Origin of the sequence: Shewanella surugensis, assembly GCF_023284005.1 — a bacterium.
In the GTDB taxonomy this organism is placed as follows: Bacteria; Pseudomonadota; Gammaproteobacteria; order Enterobacterales; family Shewanellaceae; genus Shewanella; species Shewanella surugensis.
Window position 1 is genome coordinate 1 of record NZ_JAKIKS010000093.1, and the last position, 24,506, is coordinate 24,506.

The window sequence follows — 24,506 nt, forward strand, 5'->3', positions numbered from 1 at the left end:
TTTCTTGAACTCATCTGTGTGTATTTTGCGTATTTTCTTTGTCATCATATTATACCTCGGTTAGTGATTTTACTCACTTAGCCGAGTGTCCGAAAGTACTGCCTAGGATCAAGTTCGTGAGAGTGGATAACTTGAGGCAGAACGAGGTAACCAAACTCATGAAAAAATTTGATGTCGTATTGACTGATATAATACTCATCCTCAATTCGAGTATGGACCTTTACAACCATCATTGACCTCTTTCAAATAAGTTAACACTTAATTAAGTAGAGTCAATATAACGGCTTTAAGGGTTTCACTAAAGCATATTAAGGGTAAAAAATTAGTTAAAAACCGTAACTAATTATATCTTGCTAATATACATGATTTTTGATTGGTCAAAGATATGATTTTTGGATGGCGAAGGATGGCAGCTAAACGGTCAGTGGGCAATAATGAGCGTCTTTTAGGCGCTCATTATTTTACTTGGATAAACGTTAAGAGTGTTAATCTTTTTTATCTTCGGGTACAAAACCGTCAATCTCAACGTCTTTTCCTTCAAATAGAAAACGTATCATTTGTTCTTCAAGTAGTTTTCTATCATCGACATTCATCATGTTAAGTTTTTTTTCATTGATAAGCATGGTTTGCTTTGCTTGCCATAAAGCCCATGCTTCTTTACTCACATTATCGAAGATACGTTTGCCTAGATCGCCTGGGTAGAGCTGAAAGCCAAGACCTTCTGCTTCTTTTTTTAAATAAATGCAACTGACCGTGCGAGCCATGATTATTCCTTATTTAATGTAGAACGTAAGCTGGCTAATACTCGCTCAGTAGCTGAGGCTAAACCAACTTTTTGTGGATTGGGTAAGTTATACCAGAGTGATGAATTTTGTTCCATTACTTGGTGATTTTTTTGAGCAGCAACTTGAATGAAAATGGGCTGAATATCTAAATGGAAATGACTAAAAGTATGTCTAAATCCAGGTAATTCGGTTTCATTTTCAAAGATGATTTCTTCTTGTATCAGGTACTCATCGAGTTTTTCTTTTGTACTAAATTCGGGAAAGCACCAGAGTCCGCCCCATATACCTGCTGGTGGTCTTTTTTCTAATAACGCTTGCTGTTGGTGGGTCATGACTAATAACCATGTGGATTTTTCTGGTATGGCTTTTTTGGGCTTTTTACCGGGAAATTCAGATTGTCTGCCACTGAGTTGAGCTTGACAATCAATGGCCACTGGGCAGGCGGCGCAGTTGGGCTTAGAACGAGTACAAACGGTCGCACCGATATCCATCATGGCCTGATTGTATTTTTGGACATCTTTTGCTGGAGTATACTGATGACTGAGCGCCCATAAAGCTTGTTCAACGGGTTTTTTACCGGGCCAACCCGCAATCGTACCATGACGAGCTAATACGCGTTTAACATTACCATCGAGTATAGGATGGTGTTGACCCAAAGACAGAGATAAAATAGCGCCAGCGGTAGAGGGGCCAATACCCGGTAAGTCGAGTACTTGCACATACTGTATTGGAAAATCTCCGTTGAAATCGTCTCTGATTTTTTGAGCCGCTTTATGTAAGTTGCGTGCTCTGGCGTAATAGCCTAAACCAGTCCAGAGATGCAATACTTCATCTTGTGGTGCATTCGCGAGGGTTAAAACGTCGGGAAAGCGAGCCAAGAATTGATTAAAGTAGGGGGTAACAGTGGCTACTTGGGTTTGTTGTAGCATAATTTCTGAGATCCAGACTTTATAGGGGGTTTTGTTTAACTGCCAAGGGAGCTGTTTTCGACCATGTATAGCATACCAGTCGATGATCCGTTGCGAAAAAAGGGGAGTTGTTTTCATTCGCGCAGTGTAACTTTCACTTAGGGGTTTAACAATAGTCAAGTTGGATGGGTGGATGATTTTAATACAATGGTAGTCGGCTTATTTTTGTTAATGTATTTTTGGTTTTTTAAGGATGAATGGTGATTTTCTCAGCTTTCTTTTAAGGTAGATATTTGTTGTTAACGGATGACCTTTCACTTAACGGACTGATTATAAGGTTAAAATTACATTTAAGCTTGAATTTTAAAATATATTTAATACCTAATTAGTAGTATTGTCGGCTGCTTGTTCAGGCTATTATCGATAGATTATTCGGGGGATCGCCCATAATAATTTGAGTATATCTCTTGCACTGTTCGATTAACTTTGGATAATGCCTTTTTTAACCTAATTGTTATCTAGGCCGAGGACACTAATGAGCGATGTTACCACCGCTGAATTTAATGAAGAAGGTAAATACCTTCGCAAAGTAAGAAGTTTTGTTTTACGTGAGGGAAGGCTAACTAAAGGCCAAGCTCAAGCGATGGAACAACAATGGCCAATGATGGGATTGAGTTATAGCCCAGAGCCTATTGTGCTAACAGATGTCTTTGGTCGAGATGCTGATACGGTACTTGAAATTGGTTTTGGCATGGGGGCTTCATTAGTTGAAATGGCAAAAGCTGCGCCTCATAAGAACTTTATCGGTATTGAAGTGCACAAACCTGGTGTTGGTGCATGTTTAGGTGGTGCTGCTGAAGCTGGAGTGACTAATTTACGTGTTTATCATCACGATGCCATTGAAGTATTAGAAAATAGTATTCAGGACGGATCGCTTGCTGGGGTGCAGTTGTTCTTCCCCGATCCTTGGCATAAAAAACGCCATCATAAGCGTAGAATTGTACAGCCTGAATTTGCTGAGCTTATTCGCCGTAAATTAAAAATTGGCGGTGTTTTTCATTTGGCAACAGATTGGGAAAATTACAGTGAACATATGCTAGTAGTGATGAACGCCGCTCCAGATTATAAAAATCAGTCTACAACCAGTGATTGTGTTGCAAGACCAGAACATAGACCATTAACTAAATTTGAGGCCAGAGGTCATAGATTAGGGCATGGTGTGTGGGATTTGATGTTTGAACGTATCCGTTAAATTTACTTTGAAAAAGGAGTCATAATATGGCCGCAAATCGTAGTCGTCGCTTACGCAAAAAATTACGTATTGATGAGTTTCAGGAATTTGGGTTTGATATCAATTGGACTTTTGATGATTCAGTTACTGAGGTCCAAATTGACAGTATTGTTGATCAATTTGTTGATGATGTGATTGAGCCGAGAAAGCTGGGGTTCCATGGTGGGGGACATAAGGAATGGGAAGGCATTATTGCCACTCAAATGATTGGTAAATGTAGTGAAGCCGATAGAGCGGCTGTTGAGACTTTTTGGGCTGACAAAGCGGTTAAAAATGTTGAAGTCAGCGCGCTTTATGATATTTGGTGGAGCTAATGCCTGAGTTGGCCTTGTTAGAACAGGTTATGGATACTGTTCGGCCGTTACTAGGACAAGGCAAGATAGCTGATTATATACCCGCATTGGCGAATGTTAATGCGAATAAATTGGGCATAGCGGTCACATCGATTGATGGGACCACTATTGGGGCTGGGGATTATCTCGAGCCTTTTTCTATTCAAAGTATTTCTAAAGTCTTTAGTTTAACCATGGCGCTTTGTCATTATACTGAAGATGAAATTTGGTCAAGAGTGGGTAAAGAGCCATCGGGTCAATCTTTTAATTCTCTGGTACAAGTTGAATTAGAGAGAGGGCTTCCACGTAATCCTTTTATTAATGCTGGTGCATTAGTGATTGCGGATTTATTGCAGTCTCGCCTTGGTGCTCCTAAACATAGAATGTTAGAAGTGGTGCGAAGCCTCTGTGATAACACTAGTATTCGTTATGACAATAAGGTCGCAGCCTCAGAATATCAAAACAGTGCTCGAAATGCTGCGATCGCCTATTTGATGAAATCTTTTGGTAATTTTAATAACGATGTAGATACGGTATTACAAAGTTACTTCCATTATTGTTCATTACGTATGAGTTGTGCGGATTTATCTCGGGCTATGTTATATCTTGCTAATGGTGGTAAAAGTTTTACGGGTGAGCAATTGGTCACTAGAGTACAAACTCGTCAGCTTAATGCGTTACTTGCGACATCAGGTCTTTATGACGGTGCAGGAGAGTTTGCTTACCGCGTGGGAATGCCCGGGAAAAGTGGTGTGGGCGGCGGCATTATTGCGGTGATCCCAGGAGACTTATCAGTATGTGTTTGGTCACCAGAATTAGATAAAAATGGCAATTCACTCGCAGGAACGGCAGCACTTGAAGCTCTGAGCCAAGCATTAGGCCGTTCAATTTTTTAGTTCTTCTCCATTATGCTGTGATTAATACCGATGGGCTTAATGCCTTTCTTTTATTACTTTATGTTGACTTTATCCCCACTTGAACATCATAAAACTTTTACAAATTACGGGTTATATTGGTTTGTTTTTACACTTATTTATGTGTTAATGAAATAGTTTGGTATACTAAAATAACGAATGTTGTCACTGCCTATTCATGCTTAGTGATTCTTGTTTTCAGGAAACAGATTTAAGATGTTACGTTTCAATTTGAAAATGACTACATGAACTGGGTATACATGAGAATTAATGCATTTTTAGTGCTGTAAATACTTTAAGGCAATCTACATGTTAGAACTGTTGGAACCTATCGCTATTTTTACCCACGTAGCCCGAGCGGGCAGTTTTAGTTCTGCGGCTAGAAAATTGGGCATATCTAAATCCAAAGTGAGTACTCAGGTTGCCGATCTTGAGCATAAGCTTGGGGTTCAACTTATCCAGCGTACCACTCGTAGTTTAAGCCTCACTGAGGCGGGTGAGCTGCTATATACTCAAGGAGAGGAGTTATTAAGAGATGCAGATCAAGCGATTGCCAGTGTTCATAATTTAAATGATGCAACACGCGGTTTACTAAAAGTGGGAATTTCTCAGTCTTTTGGCTCGATGCACATCATTCCTGCTATTCCAAAATTTATGGCAATGCATCCTGAGTTAGAATTACAAGTGAGTCTACTCGATCATAAGGTGGATATTGTCAGTGAAGGATTGGATTTATTATTGACTTTATCTGAGCAATTGCCTTTAGGCATGGTGGCTCGTCCATTAATGAAATGCCAATTTTTATTGGTGGCATCTCCTGAATATATTGCTAAGCATGGTCAGCCAGCAAGGCCTGAGCAGTTGGTCGATCATAATTGTTTGGTGTATCAAGGGGAGTGGCATGAGCACCGTACTTGGCAATTTAAGCAGGGGGATGATTACTGTGAGATAGGTGTCTCGGGTAATTTCCGCATTGATAACGCACCCGCGCTCAAATCTGCTGCGGTTAATGGTTTAGGTGTGGTTTATTTAGCGAGTTACTTGCTTGAAGATGAAATAGAGAAGGGAACGCTGGTGCCTTTATTATGTGATTGGCAGTTAACCCAACATCTACCGCTACAAGCTGTGTACCCTAGGCGTAAGCATTTAGCGCCTAAAGTGAGTGCTTTTATTGAGTTTATCAAAGAGCATATCAGTAGCCCGCCTTATTGGGATGACAAATACAAAGAACTTTATGCCAAACGTAAGCCATAAAGCTTGATTTAGTCATTAAAGGGAACCCGAATGAGGTTCCCTTTTTGTTTCTCTTGTTCTTACCCTAGCCTTTAGTTTGCTTTATCCAATCATCGATTTGATCTTCTAATTTATTCAGAGGTAAAGCACCATTGGATAATATTAAGGTGTGGAAATCTCGAATATCGAATTGTGTTCCTAACGCTTGTTGTGCTTCATGCCTTAATTCAAGAATTTTTAGCATACCAATTTTATAAGCTGTTGCTTGTGAAGGCATAACGATATGACGTTCAACCATTTTAATGGCATCAGATTTGGCGTTAGGGGTGTTATTAACGTAGTATTGGATCCCTTGTTCTCGAGTCCATTTCTTTTGGTGAATGCCAGTGTCGACAACTAATCGGCAAGCTCGCCACAGTTCCATGGATAATCGCCCAAAGTCTGAATAGGGATCGGAGTAGAGCCCCATTTCTTTAGGGAAATATTCACTGTAGAGTCCCCAACCTTCAATGTAAGCGGTATACCCGCCAAATTTTCTAAATTTCGGAATACCTTCAAGCTCTTGTGCTATGGCTAACTGCATATGATGGCCTGGAATACCTTCATGATAAGCTAACGCTTCCATTTGGTATTTAGGCATGGCTTCCATTTTGTATAAGTTAGCATAGTAAATCCCCGGGCGAGTGCCGTCAGCAGAGGGATGATTATAAAAAGCTTTACCCGCTGATTTTTCTCTAAAAGCTTCAACTTTTTTGACTATCATCGGTGCTTTAGGTTTGATTTTAAAGCTTTCATCGAGTCTTTGGGTCATATTATCGATAAGGGCTGTGGCTTGTTGTAAATACTCCGTTTTTCCTTGCTCGGTATCAGGGTAGTAAAATTGTTTACTGTCTCGCATATAAACGAAAAACTCTTGTAGCGTCCCTTTAAAGCCCACTTTTTTCATTATAGCGCGCATTTCATCATGAATGCGTTCAACTTCAGATAGCCCGATTTGATAGATTTCATCTGCGCTTAGGGTTGTCGTCGTCGTGCGGTCGAGCGCATTTTTATAAAATGCTTCTCCATCGGGGAACTTCCATACACCTGCTTCTTGATTACTGCGTTTACTGAGTTGATTGACATAGCTAATAAATTGAATATAAGCAGGTTGAACTTTGTTTGTTAATGCTTTTTTAGCCGATGCGAATAAAGCTTGTTCTGTTCGATGAGGTAGTTTTAATGCATGAACTTTCTTATTAAAGTCCTCCCATAATACACTGTCTTTCTCTCCGTCAAAGGGGGCTCCTATGATGATATTTTGGCTATCTGAAATGACATAAGGAAAAATAAAGCTAGGGGCGATAATGCCTTTGTGTGCTCTTACTCGAAGTTGACTTTGTACTTGGTTTAAGCGTTTTGGCATACCATTTAAACGGCTAATATAAGCTTTAGCATCATCGATATTATCGATTGTATGGTGATTAATTAAAAATGACACCATACCCGCATGGGAACCACGCATTTGACTGATGGGGTAATTGTGATAGCGCCATTTATCATTCGCTATTTTTTGTTTCAGCTTTTGGGTTAAAAGCTGAAAACTGAGCAAAGTTTGTTTATCGAGTAATTTAGGATTGATTTTACTTAGTTGGATCAGATGTTGATTAGCGCGTTTTAACGCTTCATCATCGGCTTTATCGCCTATTTCTCCCCATTCCCCATAATGGGTTTTCATCCCTAAACGGGTTTGCTCCATGGGATCAGCCATTAGCTCTTTCATGAAAATAGCTTCAAAGAGCGCATTGGCTTTTTCAGCTTCAGTTTCGGCCAAGATGCTTTTAACTGGCATATTTGATTGATAGTTGTTTGTATTTATTGTATTTTCTTTGCTTGAAACCCCAGCAGATGCAAAGGTAAGCGAAATAGACAGAGCTAGAATGCTTAAATTAGTCGATGTCTTCATGATAGGCCTTGTTATGTTCAATGGGCCTATGATAATAAAGCTCGAGCTTAATGTTGAGCTTTATTTGTTACTAACTATTTCAATATGTTTTTTTAACAGAATTGAGCGAGTAATTCATTAACAAACATATGTCCTTTAGGGGTCAAAATCCATTGCGATGGCGTGTCAGTTAATAAGCCTTTATTGATGGCTTGCTCAATGCCTGCTTGAATACTTTCCCTCTTGACTCCAGTTCGCTGCTCAAACTCTTGCTTAGGAATAGGGTGCATGAGACGCAGGCGGTTCATCAAATATTCTAGTGCTCTATCTTCATCTTTAATGTCTGTGGTGTCAAAGGTGTAGTCTTCGGCGGCTAAATAACCTTTAGGGTGTTTAATTTTTACAGTGCGTAAAATCTTGTTTTTCTCTATATCAGTAATTTTACCGTGAGCGCCGCAGCCAATGCCTAGATAGTCGCCAAATTTCCAATAATTAATATTATGCCTACATTGAAACCCAGGTTTTGCGTAGGCGGATATTTCATATTGCTCATAGCCTAAAGCGGCTAATTTTTTATGTCCTTGCTCATAGATTTCCCACAACGCTTCATCATCTGGCAGTTGTGGTGGTTTTGAGTGGAATAATGTGTTGGGCTCAATGGTTAATTGGTACCAAGATAGGTGAGGGGGATTGAGTTTCGCCGCAGTTTCAATATCAGACATGGCCTCATCAAAGCTTTGATTGGGGAGGCCGTGCATTAAGTCAATATTAAAACTATTGTATCCGGATTGAGCGGCTTTGAGTGCTGCAGTTTTGGCCTCTTCTTCGCCGTGGATCCTACCCAGAAGATTAAGCTTTTCTTTGGCAAAACTTTGCACCCCTATGGATAAGCGAGTGACACCTGCTTGTTGGTAGGCTTTAAAATCATCATGTTCCAATGTACCGGGATTGGCTTCCATGGTGATCTCTATCTCTTTATTAAAAGGGATAAGTGTTGATACCCCTTCAAGTAAACGAGCTATTTGGGCAGCATCAAATAATGATGGCGTGCCTCCGCCAATAAAAATGGTATCTAATTGTCGTCCTTGAACGTAATGCATGTCGGCACGAAGATCACTTAATAGTGCATCGACGTAGTCTTGTTGCGGTAGTACGTTCTGTTGTCCATGAGAGTTAAAATCGCAATAGGGACATTTTTGAACGCACCAAGGAATGTGGATATAAAGGCTGAGAGGAGGCAGAACTAACATTAGTTGGCTAACCCTTTATTTTTCATTTCAGCAATTAATAAATTCAAGGCTTTGCCTCTGTGACTGAGCTTGTTTTTCTCATTACTGTTTAATTGTGCTGCCGAGCACTCATGCTCAAGTGGAATAAAAATGGGATCGTAACCGTGACCATGATCACCTTCAGGACTAAAACCGATTCTACCTTCCCAAGCGGCTTGGCAAATAATAGGGCTGGGATCATCTGCATGACGCATATAAACGAGAACACATTGAAATCGCGCACAGCGCTGCGTGCTATCACTGAGAGCCGTTAATAACTTTTCAACATTTTCTTCGGCTTGAGCGCCAACACCGGCATAACGAGCCGAATAAATGCCCGGAGCCCCTTGGAGAAAATCGACTTCAATTCCAGAGTCATCCGCAATGGCGGCCAGTCCTGTTATTTTAGCCGCATGGCGTGCTTTGATGATGGCATTCTCAACAAAAGTCGTTCCGGTTTCAGCGACTTCACTGACCTCAAATTGACTTTGAGGTAACACTTCAACGCCATAGTCATTCATGAGTTCTGAAAACTCTTTTAGTTTTCCTTTATTGCCACTGGCGAGCACGATTTGATTCATCGAAAGACCTTTATCTTGTTGGAGAAAATAGCGTTAAAAATAAGGCGCAATGATAACGAACAAGGAGGGATAACGATAGTATTATATTGGTTGGAAATAAGAGGGAGGGGATGAGTAAAAATAACGGGAGCTTGAGGGGAAAACAACAATAGGGGTGAAGAGTTAACCTTTAAAATTAACCTTGATTTGGGTCAAGGTTAATTTTATTTTACAACTAAAAGTCTTAGTCTACATAGAATTTATGCTTAAATTTGAGTTGAGTATTCAGTTTAGAGCCATATTTTACGTTGATATTGAAGTTAATCTCTTGATCGTCTCGATAAGGAATTTCGGCGATATAATAGATAGCATCCCCTTCTTTGATTTCTTTAAATTTTAAAGGTCTTCTTTTGTCTAGTAAATTATTGGCAACACCTGATAACTCAACAGGTACTGCTGTATGCTTGGGATCGCTGTTATCCAGTACAGAAATATTAATGATCCCTATATAGCGACTGCGCTTTAAATCATAGGCTTTCGCTATGCTAGGTGAGAGGAAAGTACTGTCTAAAGCGATATAATGGATATCATAATTACCGACAGTTAGCTTTTGCTCTGCCGAAACCAAAGGGCTAAAGAATAAACTAACAATAAATAGACTTTTGAATGTGTTGGATAAACGTGAGAGAAGCATAATATCTTTCCTTAGAGATCAGTGTTTTTATAATCTGATAAGTTTATTTTAGCCTAAACCTAAGTGACTTGGGCATAGAAAAGTTATGGGGTTAATCATGAACTCAATAATGGTTCAATTTTTAGCGGACTCAGTATGTTGACTTATTTTATCTCTGCTGGCTGAGGGGATAAAGATTAAGCAGCAGAAAGTTCTGCTGCTTAGAGACTGGAAGTATTAAACACTTGCCCAGTAAGGGACATATTGTACCATTAGCATATTGACGAAGTTAAGAATAACCATCAGTACTAATAGAGAAAGGTCTAAACCTCCCATCGGTGGAATGATACGGCGAATCGGAGAAAGTAAAGGCTCCGTTAATTGAACCATGACCATTTCAATGGGGTTTTTCCCTTGACTCACCCAGCTTAAAATTGCTCGTAAAATTAACATCCAAAACAGTAATACTCCGGCTTCTTTCACTACAGAGACGACAGAGATTAATAAAATGCTTGGTATGTTTAATGCAGCACCGACCATTAAGCTTAATACGGTGTATTTTAAGGCGACAACCACTAACGCTAATATGATGGATGCGGTATCTAATCGGCCTACTGAAGGAATGACTCGGCGCATCGGACCAATAATAGGCTGAGTTGCCTTGACGATGAACTGACTAAATGGATTATAAAAGTCGGCTCTTGCTGCTTGTAGCCAAACACGTAATAAGACAACCATTAGATAAAGATCAAATAAAGTATTTACCAAAAAACCTATTGCATTCATATTGTTACTCAACTCATGTAAAGTGGATAAGTTAAAATTGTTCAGCGATTTCTTCGGCTCGAGCAATACAATTGCTCATGGCCTCATCAACTAGCCCTCTTAAGTTGCCTTTTTCAAAGGTATCGACAGCTTCCGCTGTAACACCTCCTTTGGAGGTAACATTTAATCTTAATTGTTCTAAACTCATTTCTGGATGGTGTTTGACCATTTGTGCGGCGCCAAGTGCCGCTTGTTGTGCCATTTGACGTGCTTTGTTCTCTTCAATGCCATTTTTGACTGCACTTTCTACCATGGCTTCCATAAAGAGGAAAAAATAGGCCGGTGAACTACTTGAAAGCGCAAGGACGTCATTGAGGTCTTGTTCTTTATCGAACCAAAGTATTTCGCCACTAGCGGTCATGAGCTGTTCACAAGTCCTCTTTTGATCATAAGAGACACCTTCTTCAGCAAAGAGCCCTGTGAAGCCCATACCGATTTGAGTCGGAGTATTTGGGATGGTTCGAATGAGTTTTATGGGTTGCTTAACATATTCGGGATAACGCTGTGCTTTGATCCCCGCTGCGATAGTGATAATGAGTTTTTGGCTTAGATCCAGTGAACTTAGTTGCTCACAAGCTACTTGCATAAATTGAGGCTTAACACTTAATACGATAATGTCTGCTAGGTCAGCCGCTTCAACGTTGTCATGAAAAACATGAATACCAAAATCAGCGGCCATAGCATCAAGCTTGGGGCGACTCGGGTTGGTGACACTGATTAATTGGGGCGAATAACCGCTGTTAATCAGTCCGCTGACAATGCCATATGTCATGTTTCCAGCACCAATAAAACAAATATTTTTTTGAGACATGCTTTTTCTCTTATTTATCGAATTCTTGAGCGACTTATTTTCTTAACGCTGCTAGGGTGTAAGGTATTTTTACTCATATTGGGTACACTTTACCACTATTTTTTATTTCATTATTGAGAATCGATTTTTTTTAAGATAATTAAAGTGGACATATTGACTTTTTATCTTCTCATTGTGAGAGCCTTTCAATCTGGTTTTATTTTCTTGCGCCAAAAATGGCGCTGCCAATTCGAACCATGGTTGAGCCATATTCAACAGCGAATTCTAAATCTTGGCTCATGCCAACTGATAGCGTATCGACTTGAGGGTAAATCACTTTTAACTTGATAAATAACGCTTGTAATTGAGATAGCTCAAGGCGGGCTTGTGCTTCACCGACATTGGCTGAGGGGATAGCCATGAGTCCGCGTAATTGGATGTTGTTTAAACCATCAATGTGTTTTGCAAGCGTGATGACCTCATTTTGCAAAACGCCAGATTTAGTGTCTTCTGCGCTGATATTAACTTGAATACAGACATTGATTGGTGCTTGATCCTTTGGACGTTGCTGACTTAAGCGAGTCGCTATTTTTTCTCTTTCTAGTGTATGAACCCAATTGAATATGTGGGCAACGGTTTTCGTTTTATTGGACTGTAATGGTCCGATGAAATGCCATTCAATATCAGGGTACTGTTTACTGAGCTCATTAATTTTAGTTTCAGCTTCTTGTACATAATTTTCACCAAATAAACGCTGACCAGCCTGATAAGCTTCAATAATATCACTGCTAGGCTTTGTTTTGCTGACAGCAAGTAAGGCTATTTCATTAACGCTGCGTGACGCATTTTTTGCAGCGTGAGCTATCCTTTTTTGTGAGTGGTCAAGTTTATTTTTTATGCTGGTCATTTTGTTGTTTTCTACTTAAATGGATATTGTGACATATGGATATTACAGAATTATTAGCATTTAGCGTGAAGCACAATGCTTCAGATTTACATCTTTCTGCGAGTGTGTGTCCTATGATACGCGTCGATGGCGAAGTCAGAAAGATTAATTTGCCAGTATTGGATCATGAAACCGTCCATCAACTGGTTTATGACATCATGAACGACAAGCAAAGGACGGCATTTGAAACTGATCTTGAGGTTGATTTCTCCTTTGATGTGCCAGAGCTTGCGCGTTTTAGGGTGAATGCTTTTCATCATGCTCGTGGTGCTGGAGCGGTATTTCGCACCATACCGAATGATATTCTCAGCTTAGATCAGTTACATGCTCCCGATATTTTTCAAACGATTGCCTGCTTTTCAAGAGGTTTAGTGTTAGTCACAGGCCCGACGGGATCGGGGAAAAGTACCACTCTTGCTGCTCTCGTTGATTATATCAATGAGGAGCGTCATGAGCATATTTTAACGATAGAGGACCCTATCGAATTTGTGCATCAAAACAAGAATTGCTTAATTAATCAAAGAGAAGTGCATCGCGATACGCATAGTTTCAATGCCGCGCTTCGCAGTGCCTTGCGTGAAGATCCTGATGTGATTTTAGTCGGTGAGATGCGGGATTTAGAGACGATACGTTTAGCGATGACGGCCGCTGAAACGGGGCATTTAGTTTTTGGTACTTTACATACCACTTCGGCCGCTAAAACAATAGACCGAATCGTTGATGTTTTTCCTGAGGGGGAAAAATCGATGGTTCGGACTATGCTATCTGAATCTTTGCAGGCGGTTATTTCTCAAACACTGATCAAGAAAATTGAAGGTGGCAGAGTGGCTGCTCATGAAATCATGATGGCGACACCAGCCATTCGCAACCTGATCCGTGAAGATAAAATCCCTCAAATGTATTCGGCTATTCAAACGGGCATGACTCATGGGATGCAAACATTAGATCAGTGCTTACAAGATCTGCTTAATCACGGAGTCATTACGCGTGAGGATGCTGAAAAGAAAAGTGCGAATAAGGGGGCTAAGTTTTAATTAATCATCCTATCTCTTGCTGTTGTGGTGGGGTTATTTATTGCATTCTTTGTGTATTGTTAATTCATTGGCAAATAAAGGAGTATGAGTTATGAATGTTGAGTCTTTATTAACCAAGATCGTAGAGCGAAAGGCATCGGATTTATTCATCACGGCAGGTTTCTCACCCAGTGCAAAAATAGATGGAGAATTGCAGCCTTTAGTGGAAGATATGTTATCGAAGGAGGATGCACTATTTTTTGTTGAGTCTTTAATGAATGTCGATCAAAAACAAGAATTTCATCTTAATCGTGAAGCCAATTTTGCTTTTAGTTTGGCTGATGTGGGCCGCTTTCGCGTAAGTGCTTTTTGGCAAAAAGAGGCTGCTGGTTGTGTGGTCCGGCGAATCGAAACCCAAATCCCAGAAGTTGATGAGTTAAAGCTACCTTCCATATTAAAGGAATTGGTGATGAGTAAACGCGGTCTATTCATCATGGTGGGTGGCACGGGAACAGGTAAGTCTACTTCCCAGGCTGCATTGGTGCATTATCGTAATCATCATTCTTGTGGGCACATTTTAACCTTGGAAGATCCAGTTGAATTTGTGCATGATCATGGGAAAAGCATGATCACTCAACGTGAAATTGGAGTCGATAGTTTATCTTTTGATGCCGCGTTAAAAAGTGCCCTAAGGCAAGCACCTGATGTCATACTCATTGGCGAAATCCGTACACAAGAAACCATGGAGTTTGCCCTTGCTTTTGCTGAAACTGGTCATTTATGTATGGCAACCTTACATGCTAATAATGCCAATCAAGCCTTAGATCGCATCATGCATTTGGTTCCGGAAAATAAACACCAGCAATTGTTATTCGATTTGTCCCTAAATCTACGTGCCATCGTTGCTCAGCAATTAGTCCCTAGTATTGATGGTAAAGGCAGATTCGCGGCCATTGAAATACTGATAAATACCCCAAGAGTGTCGAGCTTGATTGCTAGAAATGAATTGTATGTTTTAAAAGAAACCATGGCGAAGTCCAATGAACAAGGAATGCAGACATTTGATCAAGCTTTATTTTTATTATATGACCAAGATGAAATATCTTATGAAAATGCACTGCATCATGCCGATTCAGCGAATGATTTACGTTTAATGATTAAATTAAAGGGAAAAGATAAAGACAGTCATATAATGACGAGTAATACACTGGATGATGTCACGTTAGATTTAGATTAATTAAGTTCAGTTTTAAATAGTGTCCATTATGATGACATAGGTAAGATGAGTTTGTATATTTATTTATCATTCGTTTAAGTATCCCCCCCCCAAAAAATTCTTCTTACGTCTTAATGTTATGCTTTTAAGTGTTTTTTTATTTAAGGTGTTTTATATTGTTCCTTTATAAATAGTGGGTTGAAAATTAATTATAACATTTAAATATTTACTCTTCCTGTCACATTATATTAATAGCCACTATTCTTAATTTATTTAATCGAAAATATTGCATCTGTAATAAGTCATGCCAATCGGGGCGACGATTATGCTATTGTCGTAAACCATTGTGCTATTTGTTGACCCATTAATGGCGCTGGAACCCATAAAATAAAGGTGCAATGACCATTTTAAATGTTTTAAATTTAAAACATTCAAGTATTAAATATTAATCACTATCACTTAAAAGGACATAAAATATGAAACCACACGTATTGTGGATGATAAGGGCTTATTCTGTTTTTCTATGGATGCTATCCGGTTTGATGTTATCAATGGCAATGTCATCCCCGTTACACGCTAAAGAGCATGATTTTGTTATCGTCGGCTCCGGTGCTGGCGGTGGACCAATGGCGGCAAAATTGGCTGAGGCAGGATACAGTGTATTGTTATTAGAGGCAGGATTTGATGATGGCTTATTGCCTAATTATTATATTCCAGTCGCGAATGGCAGTGCATCTGAAAATAATTTTTTAAGCTGGAACTTTTCGGTCGATCATTTTCAAGATGTCGTTCAAGCCATGAATGACAGCAAAATGATGTGTGAAAGCTTTTTTGGGGATGTAGAGCGCTGTGAAATGCAAGAACAGCAGTGCCAATGTTCGGGTTCTCATCCCTTTAAAAAAGGTATTTTTTATCCGAGAGGCAGCTCATTGGGGGGCTCTACGGCTAACAATGCGATGATTTCGGTATTAGCGAAAAATAGTGATTGGCAAGGTATTGCAGATCTAACCGGTGATAGCAGTTGGCAGCCAGAGGCCATGATGCAATATGCGGATCGTTTTGAAGCTGAGTTAACCCAAGATCAACCTAAAGCAGAAGGCTTACTTGCCATGCATGGTGAGACAGTAGAAGGGATCATTAAGGCTATTATACAAAGCGAATCACCGGTTAATTTACCCACTGGCGCGACAGCTGTTGATGCCTTAGGTATTGGCCTCAATCAAAGTATTCGAGATAATGACGGAAAAGGAGTTTGGCTAACACCCACCGCGATTAACCGTGGCCAACGAAAGGGGGCGCGTGAAATGATTTTACGTGCTGCTTGCCTTAAAGATGTCAATGCAGAATTTGAGCGGACTAGTGAAGAAATTTATCATGATTGTATTGCTCAAGGTTTGATTAATCCCGATACAGGCAGGCCTTTTTTAACGGTGAAAACGGGCGCGCTAGTGACGAAAGTGATTTTTAAGGCTGATCCTGTTTTTAATACAAGTCTAGATCAATGGGTATGCGAGGGTGAGTGTAAACAGGCTATTGGGGTGGAGTATATTGATAGAGGCCATGTATACAGCGCGGATCGACTGCAACTGCTCCCTTGGATAGTCTCTAAAAAGCAAGTACAAGTGAATAATGAGGTGATTTTATCTGCAGGAACGTTTAATACGCCGCAATTGTTGATGTTGTCGGGTATTGGTGAAAGTGATCACTTAGCCGATAAAGGCGTGGCATTGCGCCATAACTTACCTGGGGTGGGTCAAAATTTACAAGATAGATATGAAGTGGCCGTTATTAATGAGACGCAAGACTTATTTAAAGTCCATGAAGATTGTAATGTGAATTCCCCATTACTGGATCCTTGTTTTGCACAATATAAACAAGACAGACGAGAAACGGGCAGAGGGACGGGCTTTTTCTCAACCAACGGGTTTATTTTTAGTTATTTGAGTCAATCGAGTGTTAGCCCTGATGTGGATTTACATATTTTTGCGGGCCCCATTGATTTTAGAGGTTACTACAATGGTTATAGTGGTGCTGAGCAAGCGGGTGATAAGTGGAGTTGGCTAATTTTAAAAGGCCATACTGAAAATAGAGGCGGTGAAATTCGCCTGTCATCAAATAGCCCTTTAGATAAGCCTGACATTCGGTTTAATTACTTTGAAGAAGGGAACGCTAAGACTGTAGAGCAAGGCGGAAAGGCAAATGCCAGTGAGCTGGATTTAACCGCGGTAGTGGAAGGGATTAAAACAGTCAGAAGAATGAATGCCCAAGTGGTGCAAAATGGGCTCATTTTTAATGAAGTTCAGCCCGGACTCGATATTCAGACCGATGAGCAACTTAAGAATTGGGTTCGCAATGAATCGTGGGGACACCATGCCAGTGGCAGTGCCAGAATAGGACCTGATAACGATCCACTTGCGGTGTTAGATAGCCGCTTTCGCGTTCGGGGGATTCAAGGCTTAAGAGTCGTAGATGCTTCAGTGTTTCCACGGATCCCAGGCACGTTTATTGCGTCAGCGGTGTATATGATAAGCGAGAAAGCGGCGGATACCTTGATCAGTGACTATCCGCAATAAAGAACAGTGTTAATATTCATGATATGAGGACTATTGAGTTTAGTCATAAATGATAAACCTACTTGTTATCTTTTTTCACTGTTGCTTTAAAAAAATGATGGGGCTGGAGGTTAACAGCCCCATATTGTTGGTAATTAGTCACAATCAATTTGGAAAGTATTACTTTCAATAGTGTCGACTGATACAGTAATATCAGCATTACTAGGATAGATTCCAAGACAAGTGAAAGTGGCTGTATAGGTGCCGTTGTCATGGTCTACTGTGCCATCATAGGTGATAAAAACAGGTAAATAAAGGCCTGTAAAACTAATAGTATGCCCGCCATGGCCAACGAGAGAGTCATCTGCTTGAAACAGTGAAACTGTAACACTTCCAGTTGTGCCAGGGTCAACATAAACGATGGTTAATGGATCGGGTGTCATTGTTGTTTTGCTGACATCTACACTGGTAAAGTTGACCATTTCATTATCACCAAGCGTGGTACCATCAACCGAAACGGATACCGAATGACTTCCTGATACACTGCTCGTGAGATCAAAGGTGTAAGTGCCGTCTCCATTATCAATACTATTTGAAACGGCATTGGTGGACAAGGTTAACGTTGACTCAGTGGCACTTGGGCCCGTCGCGGTAAAGGTGACTGTGCCTTGACCTATTTTGTCATCAGCCACATGTGCGCTAATGATGACCTCACCGACGGTGGTTGAGCTAAAAGTGGCAGTGTGGTTACCGTCACCGTTATCAGTGTTGCTAACTTTTGTTGCCGTGCCATCAATGGTGTAGGTGAGTGTGTCATCGCTGAGTAAATAAGGCTCATTATTAATACTTTATTTAAATAATGTATCGTTTGATCAATCACTTTCACTGCCGATGTTTTAATTTATCTTTATGCATTAAAGATCTAGCAGTAAATTGAATAAAGTCCAGAATATTGATTATTTTGAATGGATAATTTTTTGAAGATAACCGTGTGTGATGTATTACTGAGCAATCAATAAAAAAATAAGTGAGGGCTTCTCAATAAAGTGAAATACTATCATCATCATGGTTATTTTATGTTTTAATAGAGCACTTATTGGTGATGAGTCATTTAGAGGCCGGTTTGGCTAAATATTTAGGGTTGAATAAAGATAAACGGCATCAGTCTCGGGGTAAAACGGGCGTGTTGTTAGTGAATTTAGGCACGCCGGAGCAGCCGACAGCGTCAGCTGTCAGACGTTATTTGGCGGAGTTTTTAGCCGATCCCAGAGTGGTGGAAATTCCTAAACTATTATGGATGTTAATTCTGCATGGTATTATTTTAAGAGTCAGGCCTGCTAAGTCTGCTGCCTTATATCAACAAATTTGGACGGACTCTGGCTCGCCATTATTGGCGATTACGGAAAAACAGACCGCCAAATTAACGGAATATTTGAGTGACGATGTGATGGTTGATTTTTGCATGCGTTACGGCTCACCTTCGGTGAGTGAAACATTGCAAAATATGCACAATAAAGGCGTCGATAAGCTGGTGGTTTTGCCTTTGTATCCTCAATATGCGGCACCGACGACCGCTTCGGCCTTTGATGCTATATCGAAAGAATTGTCCCGCTGGCGTTTTGTACCTTCTTTACACTTTATTAATGGTTATCATACTCATCCCGATTTTATTCATGCATTAGCTGAATCGATAAAATGTGATTTTGAGCTAAAAGGGCGCCCGCAAAAATTGATTTTATCGTATCACGGTATGCCGGAGCGTAATTTGCATTTGGGGGATCCTTATTACTGTTTCTGCATACAAACGACGACGTTATTGGTTGCCGAATTAGGCTTGCGTGATGATGAGTATATGTCGACGTTTCAATCTCGCTTCGGAAAGGCGAAATGGCTAACACCTTATACCGATGCCACTATGGCCGCTTTACCCACACAGGGAGTGAAAGACATTGCGGTTGTGTGTCCGGCTTTTAGTAGTGATTGTTTGGAAACATTGGAAGAAATAGAACAAGAGAATCGTCTTATTTTTGAACAGGCTGGGGGTGATCAATATCGTTATATCAGAGCATTAAATGATGATGATTTACATATTGAAATGATGGCGAATATCGTGAAGCCTTATCTATAATGATATGCATTCAGCCTGCTAGCAGGCTGGTGTCTTATTCACTAACCGTATTGATTATTCAAAATAACTTTCAATGATTAATACTGCGGACATCGCATCAACTTGTCCTTTGCTAAGGGCTTTATAGCCGCCCATTTCAAAGAGTCTGGCTTTTGCATCTGCTGTGGTTAATCTTTCATCTTGATATTCGACATTAATTTCAAAACGGCCTCGAATACGATTGCCAAACTTGCGTGCTCTTTTAGTCAATTCTTGCTCTGTACCATCCATGTTTAAGGGTAATCCCACCACAATAAAGTCAGGTTGCCATTCTTGGATTAGTGCTCCAATTTGTTCCCATCTTGGGATCCCGTCTTCGGCTTTTATGGATCCTAAAGGGCGTGCACTTGCTGTTAATTCTTGGCCGATGGCTATTCCGATACTTTTTGTACCAAAATCAAACCCTAATACTGTTTTTGAGCCCATTTATCGCTTCCTAACTTAAGTATTCTTGTTGGCTAATAATGGGCTAAGCATGGCCCATTTGATTGGATAATTGCCATGCATCAAACCCAAGAGGTTGAGTGGCATGTTGCCAACGAGTGTCATAATCCACATCAAATAATAACGTGTGCTGAGCGGGGATACTTAACCAAGAGTTGTCGGATAACTCTTGTTCTAACTGACCTCGATCCCAAACAGAGGCTCCTAATGCGACGATAAATTCAGTGGGCGCTTTAGGTGAACCTAAAGACGCTAATATATCTTGTGAAGTCGTTAACATGAGCTCACTGGTGAGCACTTTACTTTGTTTCCAGCCTTCTTGGGTCGTATGTAAAATAAAGCCTCTTTCAGGTGTAACTGGACCCCCTAATAAAATTTTCGTTTCTGCATTATGCTGTTTTTCAGTGCTATCTTTTACATTGATTTGTAATAGTAATTCATCTAGGAGAATAGGACTGGGGCGGTTAATCATAATGCCCATAGCCCCTTTTGTGTTATGCTCGCAAAGATAAATAACCGAACGCTCGAAATAAGTATCTTTGAGTGACGGCATTGAAACTAAAAAGTGATTCTGTAAGCTGTCCATCTTTGTGCTCCTAAAAGCAATCAGCTACTGGCAAATGAGGGGGGGGGAGTTAGCCCCCAGCTAATTTGACTGTATAATTTAATTTTTCAAGTAAGCTTTTCAGTAAGTCTCGATTATCTGTTTGTACTTCAATAGTAAAATCTTTTACTGTGCCGCCACAGCCACATTGTTTCTTGAGTTTTTGGGCTAATGTTTTAAGGGCTTTTTCATCGAGGTCTAATCCTTTTATGACGGATACGCCTTTACCTTTACGACCTTTACTGTCTTTATGTATGCGAACAATGCCGTCACCTTCCGGAATGTTTTTTTCTGTTTTAGTCGAGGTAATTCTACCCCCATCAGTGCTATAGACTAAGCTTGAATTCGGATCTGATTTCATAAAAATAAATGAGCAAAGGGTTCTGCCACCTAGTTTACCAAATTTAAGCCCGCTTCGGGAATGATTCTATATGGATTTTTAACATTCTTGGTCATCAATGGAATAGCCAGAATTCATGTCTTCTGATTGAGTGAGGGCAATGTAATAAAAGCCAATCTAAGGCGTGGGGTAGGAGGTCACCATTCGCTGTGGATTTTGGCTTGATTTGTAATCAGTTAAGCAGGACTTGGCTCTTTGTTGTTTAAAAAAGAGATTCTGCGAGCAAGCAAATAGCCGTGAGTATGGCGCAGGGAAGTATTAATTTATGTAATTTAGGCAGGGCGATAGCGCAAGCACTGAGGACAAAACTGATGGCTGTGGCACCAAAATGCGTATTACTGCCATTAAATAAGGTGACTAATAACCAAGCTAATACGAGTATAGGTAATAAGAGTAGTGTGTAATGAGTCACTTTCTTGCTAGTTAACTTGGGATCATCAGCCATCTCAAATGACATGTTTTGTGGGAGAAGGACGATAACGGCACTTATAATAACAAACCCTAAAATTAGCCAGTACATTTTTCGTTCTCCATTTTTCAATTGATAATTATTATCATTTAGCTTTATCGATAAGTCAATTCAGAAATGATTTTTTTATCTATATTCAAGTGATTTTAAGATACTGGATCCCGTTGGGTTGGGGATCGATAGAGATTGCGACTCTTTACATAAATGATTGTAGTATCAGTTTGTAAACCCCTGATTTTGAATCTATGCTAAATGTACCTAGGGTAATAACAAGACTGTTTAAAAATCATTACCAATCATTTTTTAAGTTGTTAATGGAGATTATATGAAGAAGCTATTCGTTGTGTTGGCGTTATTCGCTCTCAGTGCATGTAGCACATTAAAAACCAACTCAGATTACAATCCAGGTTTCGATTTTAACCAAGTAAAGACCTATGCTTGGGTCCAAAGGAAAGTGGGGGATACGGCTTATCATCTTGATGGATTAATGGATCAAAGAGTCCGTATGGCGATTGCTCAGCAATTAAGATTAAAAGGGCTAACCCTAACCAATGCTAATGATGCCGATGTATTGATTAATTATTTAACGAAGGTTAATAAGAAATTCAATGTGAATACCTTCAATACTTATTATGGTTACCACCCCTATTTCGGCCCCGGATGGGGAGGAATGGCGGGAGGACAAACGACCGTTCGTGAATATAGTGTGGGGACACTCATCGTCGATATGATAAGTAATAAAACACATCAACTCATTTGGAGAGGGTCGGCGGAAGATACCATTCGTCAGGAAAAGTCACCTCAAGATCGAACTAAGGCGGTGAATAAGTCGGTTGCGGCGCTGTTTAAAGCCTACCCACCAAAATAACATTAAAATAGTGAGATTACCCAAGTCAGTTGAATCAAGCACCTTCAACTGACTTGGGTATAATTGCCTGCCATTAAATGGCAGGCATTTTTTTATTCACTTTCTATGGGAAAGTAATGGTCTCAGTAATTGCCTCAGTTGGCGATTTAATCGATTGTCACTGACACTTTTATGCTGAATGACATCAACGTTTGCTAACCAGCCAAGCTGTTCAAATTCGATGGGGAGTTTACAAATTTGTTTTTTTGAGACAGCTTCTTTCGATAAATGTTGTGGTAGAAAGCTCCATCCTAGTCCAGATTTTGTCAATTCAAGTAACATGTAATAATTATCAGCACGCCATACATCAGGCGATAAGGCATTTGTATGTGGAGCACTTTTCGATCCTATGACGAGTTGCCTGTGGAGCTTTAGTATATCGACATGAGGAGAAAGGCTTTGAGCGAGAGGATGTTCTGGGCTGACAAAAACATCGAAGAGTACCGATCCTAATGACTCAAAATCGACATGTTCTGGATATAACACATTGTTAAAAATGATCCCTGTACTGGCACGCTTTTTAATCACCAATTCGATAATGTCTTTGCTAGAGGCGCAAAGAATTTCAATATGTAATTGTGGATAATGGTTTTCTATTTGATGCAAAGCGTGACTCAAACGGGTATAGGGGATCCCCTCATCAATGGCAATGGTCATTTTGGTGTTTTCGACACAATCAAGTGATTGAATTTGAAGCTCTAGCCTTTGGTGTTGCGCAATAACCGCTTTAGCCTGTGGAATTAACGCTTGTCCTTCAGCGGTGAGCATGGGGTAACGTCCTTCTCGACTAAATAATGCATGGTTTATCTCTAATTCCATATTCATTATATGCTGACTGATGGCAGATTGAACCTTGCCGAGTCGTCTTGCAGCAGCAGAGAATGAACCGGTTTCAACCGTGGTGAGAAAAGCATGCAGTTGTTCAATTGTTGGCATATCAGTAAAAGTGATGGTATCTAACTTTATATCATCATATCGGTGTTAGATAATAAGAGCAACTAATTTAATGAGCGTTATTCAGATGATAAAAAGTAGAATTTTTCATGCGGTCTTATTTGAATGTATTGCTTTGATGATATTGATCCCAGCATCTTATTTATTAACAGAGAAAGGCAGTGTTAGCATGTCTCTAGTTATGGCTGGACTCAGCCTTTTTGCTGTTATATGGAATTATGTGTATAACCTCATCTTTGATTGGAAATTTGGTTATGACAGGCTGAGTCGGACTTTATTTATTCGTATTATCCATTCATGTGGTTTTGAAACTGGATTGATTTTATTGACTTTACCGGTGGTAGCTTATGTGTTAACGATAAGCTTAGGCTCAGCCTTCTTGCTAGAGGCTGCATTTTTTATCTTCTTTTTTATTTACGCGATTATTTTCAATTGGTTATATGATATTGCTAAAGAAAAACATGCTTAATGACTTGAAATTACGTTTTTTTAAAGGATTATTGAGTAAGGTACTATAAAAAGAAGGGGGTTCTAGGTTGACCTATTCAAATAAAAAAGACTAAGCGGAAATGATATCTCGAGTAAAATGAACAAAGACGGAAGGGTCTTTGCTCGATGAGATTTCGTTGTATTGAAACGCTAGTTTTTTGAGTAGGTTTTGTGATGGAACATTTGATGGGTAAACCTTCGCCAAAAATTGCGTGGATCCTTTGTTTTCTAGTTGTTTAAAAAGCTGACTTAATGCATTAAAGGTATAGCCTTGACGCTGATATTGTTGACCTAACCAATAACTAAATAAAACAACTGTTTGGTCAAGATTGTTCTTTTGAGTGCAGTAACTTATGCCGCCAATCAGTCCATACCTTCGATGTGAAATTCCTAAGCGTATATTTTGATTTGAATTTTTACCTAAAATAAAATCATGTGCTTGATTGATTGTTGTGATGGGTGCTATCGACAATGTTTGACAAATTTCAGTCGTCATCAGTTGCTTGACGGTTGGCGCATCGCTGAGTTGGATCCGTCTTAATTGAATGGTCTGCTTTTTGTTATGACTGACAAGATGTATGTCATTGTGAGTCTGTGTTTTTTGTTCTTTTATAATGCTGGAGTTGTGTGTTACTGAATTTGATTTTTGCTGCATTGAACCCTCTTAATGATATTTAATGGGTTATAGTTTTTTCAGTCTTTGTATTTAAAATTAATCACAGAGTAAGATCATCCTAGATCTCAGCAATAAGCGACACACGTTTACCTGTTAAAAACTCATAAGGACTGAGAAAGTTTAACGCCTTTCTTGGCCTCATGTTAATTAAAAATTCAGCATTGGC

General features: G+C 39.8%; 26 protein-coding genes and 1 pseudogene. 10 read left to right on the forward strand and 17 right to left on the reverse strand.

Annotated features, from left to right (window positions below; genetic code table 11):
• Positions 1-485 precede the first annotated feature (485 nt).
• Both L2764_RS19075 and mutY read right to left on the reverse strand, forming a co-directional pair.
• A complete protein-coding gene (locus L2764_RS19075; RefSeq protein WP_248941925.1) occupies positions 486-764 on the reverse strand; it encodes an oxidative damage protection protein in 279 nt (92 codons plus the stop codon).
• A gap of 2 nt (positions 765-766) precedes the next feature.
• On the reverse strand, positions 767-1,831 hold the full coding sequence (gene mutY / locus L2764_RS19080) for an A/G-specific adenine glycosylase (protein WP_248941926.1): 1,065 nt from the start codon (positions 1,829-1,831) through the stop codon (positions 767-769).
• Between the two features lie 397 nt (positions 1,832-2,228).
• Between mutY and trmB the strand changes: the two genes are divergently transcribed.
• The 4 genes from trmB (at position 2,229) to L2764_RS19100 (ending at position 5,484) form a co-directional block, all read left to right on the forward strand.
• On the forward strand, positions 2,229-2,945 hold the full coding sequence (gene trmB / locus L2764_RS19085) for a tRNA (guanosine(46)-N7)-methyltransferase TrmB (protein ID WP_248941927.1): 717 nt from the start codon (positions 2,229-2,231) through the stop codon (positions 2,943-2,945).
• Between the two features lie 26 nt (positions 2,946-2,971).
• Positions 2,972-3,298 carry a 50S ribosome-binding protein YggL gene (locus tag L2764_RS19090; RefSeq protein WP_248941928.1) on the forward strand — a complete coding sequence of 109 codons (327 nt, stop codon included), beginning with the start codon at positions 2,972-2,974 and terminating at the stop codon, positions 3,296-3,298.
• The gene (gene glsB / locus L2764_RS19095; RefSeq protein WP_248941929.1) at positions 3,298-4,212 is read left to right on the forward strand and encodes a glutaminase B; all 915 of its coding nucleotides are present in this window, start codon (positions 3,298-3,300) and stop codon (positions 4,210-4,212) included. Before L2764_RS19090 ends, glsB begins: the two co-directional genes overlap by 1 nt.
• A 327-nt stretch (positions 4,213-4,539) precedes the next feature.
• Positions 4,540-5,484, forward strand: coding sequence for a LysR family transcriptional regulator (locus tag L2764_RS19100; protein WP_248941930.1), 945 nt, complete (start codon positions 4,540-4,542; stop codon positions 5,482-5,484).
• Between the two features lie 64 nt (positions 5,485-5,548).
• Here the strand turns inward: L2764_RS19100 and L2764_RS19105 are convergent, their stop codons facing one another.
• The 7 genes from L2764_RS19105 to L2764_RS19135 all read right to left on the reverse strand — a co-directional run bounded on the left by L2764_RS19105 (position 5,549) and on the right by L2764_RS19135 (position 12,410).
• Positions 5,549-7,408, reverse strand: a complete 1,860-nt coding sequence (locus tag L2764_RS19105) for a DUF885 domain-containing protein (protein ID WP_248941931.1) — start codon at positions 7,406-7,408, stop codon at positions 5,549-5,551.
• A gap of 92 nt (positions 7,409-7,500) precedes the next feature.
• A complete protein-coding gene (hemW, locus tag L2764_RS19110) occupies positions 7,501-8,637 on the reverse strand; it encodes a radical SAM family heme chaperone HemW (RefSeq protein WP_248941932.1) in 1,137 nt (378 codons plus the stop codon).
• Positions 8,637-9,236, reverse strand: a complete 600-nt coding sequence (gene rdgB / locus L2764_RS19115) for an RdgB/HAM1 family non-canonical purine NTP pyrophosphatase (RefSeq protein WP_248941933.1) — start codon at positions 9,234-9,236, stop codon at positions 8,637-8,639. Before rdgB ends, hemW begins: the two co-directional genes overlap by 1 nt.
• 223 nt (positions 9,237-9,459) lie before the next feature.
• Positions 9,460-9,909 carry a DUF4426 domain-containing protein gene (locus tag L2764_RS19120; protein ID WP_248941935.1) on the reverse strand — a complete coding sequence of 150 codons (450 nt, stop codon included), beginning with the start codon at positions 9,907-9,909 and terminating at the stop codon, positions 9,460-9,462.
• 216 nt (positions 9,910-10,125) lie between these two features.
• Positions 10,126-10,674 carry a YggT family protein gene (locus L2764_RS19125; protein ID WP_248941936.1) on the reverse strand — a complete coding sequence of 183 codons (549 nt, stop codon included), beginning with the start codon at positions 10,672-10,674 and terminating at the stop codon, positions 10,126-10,128.
• 31 nt (positions 10,675-10,705) lie between these two features.
• Complete coding sequence (proC, locus tag L2764_RS19130; RefSeq protein WP_248941937.1) at positions 10,706-11,524, reverse strand: pyrroline-5-carboxylate reductase; 819 nt, start codon at positions 11,522-11,524, stop codon at positions 10,706-10,708.
• A 196-nt stretch (positions 11,525-11,720) separates the two neighbouring features.
• Positions 11,721-12,410: a YggS family pyridoxal phosphate-dependent enzyme gene (locus L2764_RS19135; protein WP_248941941.1), complete on the reverse strand. Its 690-nt coding sequence runs from the start codon at positions 12,408-12,410 to the stop codon at positions 11,721-11,723.
• Positions 12,411-12,445: 35 nt separating this feature from the next.
• On the opposite strand from L2764_RS19135, the gene L2764_RS19140 reads away from it, so the two are divergent.
• From L2764_RS19140 to L2764_RS19150, 3 genes are all read left to right on the forward strand, one after another.
• Positions 12,446-13,483, forward strand: coding sequence for a type IV pilus twitching motility protein PilT (locus L2764_RS19140; protein ID WP_248941943.1), 1,038 nt, complete (start codon positions 12,446-12,448; stop codon positions 13,481-13,483).
• 91 nt (positions 13,484-13,574) lie between these two features.
• Entirely contained in the window at positions 13,575-14,699 is a 1,125-nt protein-coding gene (locus L2764_RS19145; protein WP_248941944.1) for a PilT/PilU family type 4a pilus ATPase, read from the forward strand.
• 455 nt (positions 14,700-15,154) lie between these two features.
• On the forward strand, positions 15,155-17,251 hold the full coding sequence (locus L2764_RS19150; RefSeq protein WP_248941945.1) for a GMC family oxidoreductase: 2,097 nt from the start codon (positions 15,155-15,157) through the stop codon (positions 17,249-17,251).
• A 134-nt stretch (positions 17,252-17,385) separates the two neighbouring features.
• On the opposite strand, the gene L2764_RS19155 is transcribed toward L2764_RS19150, so the two are convergent.
• Positions 17,386-17,922, reverse strand: coding sequence for a hypothetical protein (locus tag L2764_RS19155; protein WP_248941946.1), 537 nt, complete (start codon positions 17,920-17,922; stop codon positions 17,386-17,388).
• 431 nt (positions 17,923-18,353) lie between these two features.
• Here L2764_RS19155 and hemH point away from each other — a divergent pair, with 431 nt between their 5' ends.
• Positions 18,354-19,358, forward strand: a complete 1,005-nt coding sequence (gene hemH, locus L2764_RS19160; protein ID WP_248941959.1) for a ferrochelatase — start codon at positions 18,354-18,356, stop codon at positions 19,356-19,358.
• Positions 19,359-19,412: 54 nt separating this feature from the next.
• Here the strand turns inward: hemH and ruvX are convergent, their stop codons facing one another.
• The 4 genes from ruvX to L2764_RS19180 form a co-directional block, all read right to left on the reverse strand.
• On the reverse strand, positions 19,413-19,823 hold the full coding sequence (gene ruvX / locus L2764_RS19165; RefSeq protein ID WP_248941947.1) for a Holliday junction resolvase RuvX: 411 nt from the start codon (positions 19,821-19,823) through the stop codon (positions 19,413-19,415).
• Positions 19,824-19,866: 43 nt separating this feature from the next.
• Positions 19,867-20,427: a YqgE/AlgH family protein gene (locus L2764_RS19170; protein WP_248941949.1), complete on the reverse strand. Its 561-nt coding sequence runs from the start codon at positions 20,425-20,427 to the stop codon at positions 19,867-19,869.
• Positions 20,428-20,476: 49 nt separating this feature from the next.
• Positions 20,477-20,806 carry a stress response translation initiation inhibitor YciH gene (yciH, locus tag L2764_RS19175; protein ID WP_248941950.1) on the reverse strand — a complete coding sequence of 110 codons (330 nt, stop codon included), beginning with the start codon at positions 20,804-20,806 and terminating at the stop codon, positions 20,477-20,479.
• A 241-nt stretch (positions 20,807-21,047) separates the two neighbouring features.
• Positions 21,048-21,365, reverse strand: coding sequence for a hypothetical protein (locus tag L2764_RS19180; protein ID WP_248941952.1), 318 nt, complete (start codon positions 21,363-21,365; stop codon positions 21,048-21,050).
• Positions 21,366-21,639: 274 nt separating this feature from the next.
• On the opposite strand from L2764_RS19180, the gene L2764_RS19185 reads away from it, so the two are divergent.
• Positions 21,640-22,182: a DUF4136 domain-containing protein gene (locus L2764_RS19185; protein WP_248941953.1), complete on the forward strand. Its 543-nt coding sequence runs from the start codon at positions 21,640-21,642 to the stop codon at positions 22,180-22,182.
• 96 nt (positions 22,183-22,278) lie between these two features.
• Here L2764_RS19185 and L2764_RS19190 read toward each other — a convergent pair whose 3' ends face one another.
• Entirely contained in the window at positions 22,279-23,157 is an 879-nt protein-coding gene (locus L2764_RS19190; protein WP_248941954.1) for a LysR family transcriptional regulator, read from the reverse strand.
• Between the two features lie 85 nt (positions 23,158-23,242).
• Here L2764_RS19190 and L2764_RS19195 point away from each other — a divergent pair, with 85 nt between their 5' ends.
• Positions 23,243-23,644, forward strand: coding sequence for a PACE efflux transporter (locus L2764_RS19195; RefSeq protein WP_248941956.1), 402 nt, complete (start codon positions 23,243-23,245; stop codon positions 23,642-23,644).
• A gap of 90 nt (positions 23,645-23,734) precedes the next feature.
• Here L2764_RS19195 and L2764_RS19200 read toward each other — a convergent pair whose 3' ends face one another.
• Together L2764_RS19200 and L2764_RS19205 are read right to left on the reverse strand one after the other, a co-directional pair.
• A complete protein-coding gene (locus L2764_RS19200) occupies positions 23,735-24,319 on the reverse strand; it encodes a GNAT family N-acetyltransferase (protein WP_248941957.1) in 585 nt (194 codons plus the stop codon).
• A 79-nt stretch (positions 24,320-24,398) separates the two neighbouring features.
• Positions 24,399-24,506: pseudogene (locus L2764_RS19205) on the reverse strand (IS30-like element ISVsa7 family transposase); the annotation flags it as partial.

Excerpts from the sequence above, each read along its gene's own strand:
- L2764_RS19100 (WP_248941930.1), top strand. The coding sequence starts at position 4,540 with ATGTTAGAACTGTTGGAACCTATCGCTATTTTTACCCACGTAGCCCGA.
- L2764_RS19180 (WP_248941952.1), bottom strand. The coding sequence starts at position 21,365 with ATGTACTGGCTAATTTTAGGGTTTGTTATTATAAGTGCCGTTATCGTC.
- L2764_RS19135 (WP_248941941.1), bottom strand. The coding sequence starts at position 12,410 with ATGACCAGCATAAAAAATAAACTTGACCACTCACAAAAAAGGATAGCT.
- glsB (WP_248941929.1), top strand. The coding sequence starts at position 3,298 with ATGCCTGAGTTGGCCTTGTTAGAACAGGTTATGGATACTGTTCGGCCG.
- hemW (WP_248941932.1), bottom strand. The coding sequence starts at position 8,637 with ATGTTAGTTCTGCCTCCTCTCAGCCTTTATATCCACATTCCTTGGTGC.
- rdgB (WP_248941933.1), bottom strand. The coding sequence starts at position 9,236 with ATGAATCAAATCGTGCTCGCCAGTGGCAATAAAGGAAAACTAAAAGAG.
- L2764_RS19090 (WP_248941928.1), top strand. The coding sequence starts at position 2,972 with ATGGCCGCAAATCGTAGTCGTCGCTTACGCAAAAAATTACGTATTGAT.
- L2764_RS19200 (WP_248941957.1), bottom strand. The coding sequence starts at position 24,319 with ATGCAGCAAAAATCAAATTCAGTAACACACAACTCCAGCATTATAAAA.
- L2764_RS19125 (WP_248941936.1), bottom strand. The coding sequence starts at position 10,674 with ATGAATGCAATAGGTTTTTTGGTAAATACTTTATTTGATCTTTATCTA.
- L2764_RS19195 (WP_248941956.1), top strand. The coding sequence starts at position 23,243 with ATGATAAAAAGTAGAATTTTTCATGCGGTCTTATTTGAATGTATTGCT.
- L2764_RS19140 (WP_248941943.1), top strand. The coding sequence starts at position 12,446 with ATGGATATTACAGAATTATTAGCATTTAGCGTGAAGCACAATGCTTCA.
- L2764_RS19185 (WP_248941953.1), top strand. The coding sequence starts at position 21,640 with ATGAAGAAGCTATTCGTTGTGTTGGCGTTATTCGCTCTCAGTGCATGT.
- L2764_RS19075 (WP_248941925.1), bottom strand. The coding sequence starts at position 764 with ATGGCTCGCACGGTCAGTTGCATTTATTTAAAAAAAGAAGCAGAAGGT.
- proC (WP_248941937.1), bottom strand. The coding sequence starts at position 11,524 with ATGTCTCAAAAAAATATTTGTTTTATTGGTGCTGGAAACATGACATAT.
- L2764_RS19145 (WP_248941944.1), top strand. The coding sequence starts at position 13,575 with ATGAATGTTGAGTCTTTATTAACCAAGATCGTAGAGCGAAAGGCATCG.
- L2764_RS19120 (WP_248941935.1), bottom strand. The coding sequence starts at position 9,909 with ATGCTTCTCTCACGTTTATCCAACACATTCAAAAGTCTATTTATTGTT.
- yciH (WP_248941950.1), bottom strand. The coding sequence starts at position 20,806 with ATGAAATCAGATCCGAATTCAAGCTTAGTCTATAGCACTGATGGGGGT.
- L2764_RS19150 (WP_248941945.1), top strand. The coding sequence starts at position 15,155 with ATGAAACCACACGTATTGTGGATGATAAGGGCTTATTCTGTTTTTCTA.
- L2764_RS19190 (WP_248941954.1), bottom strand. The coding sequence starts at position 23,157 with ATGCCAACAATTGAACAACTGCATGCTTTTCTCACCACGGTTGAAACC.
- mutY (WP_248941926.1), bottom strand. The coding sequence starts at position 1,831 with ATGAAAACAACTCCCCTTTTTTCGCAACGGATCATCGACTGGTATGCT.
- L2764_RS19170 (WP_248941949.1), bottom strand. The coding sequence starts at position 20,427 with ATGGACAGCTTACAGAATCACTTTTTAGTTTCAATGCCGTCACTCAAA.
- trmB (WP_248941927.1), top strand. The coding sequence starts at position 2,229 with ATGAGCGATGTTACCACCGCTGAATTTAATGAAGAAGGTAAATACCTT.
- L2764_RS19105 (WP_248941931.1), bottom strand. The coding sequence starts at position 7,408 with ATGAAGACATCGACTAATTTAAGCATTCTAGCTCTGTCTATTTCGCTT.
- ruvX (WP_248941947.1), bottom strand. The coding sequence starts at position 19,823 with ATGGGCTCAAAAACAGTATTAGGGTTTGATTTTGGTACAAAAAGTATC.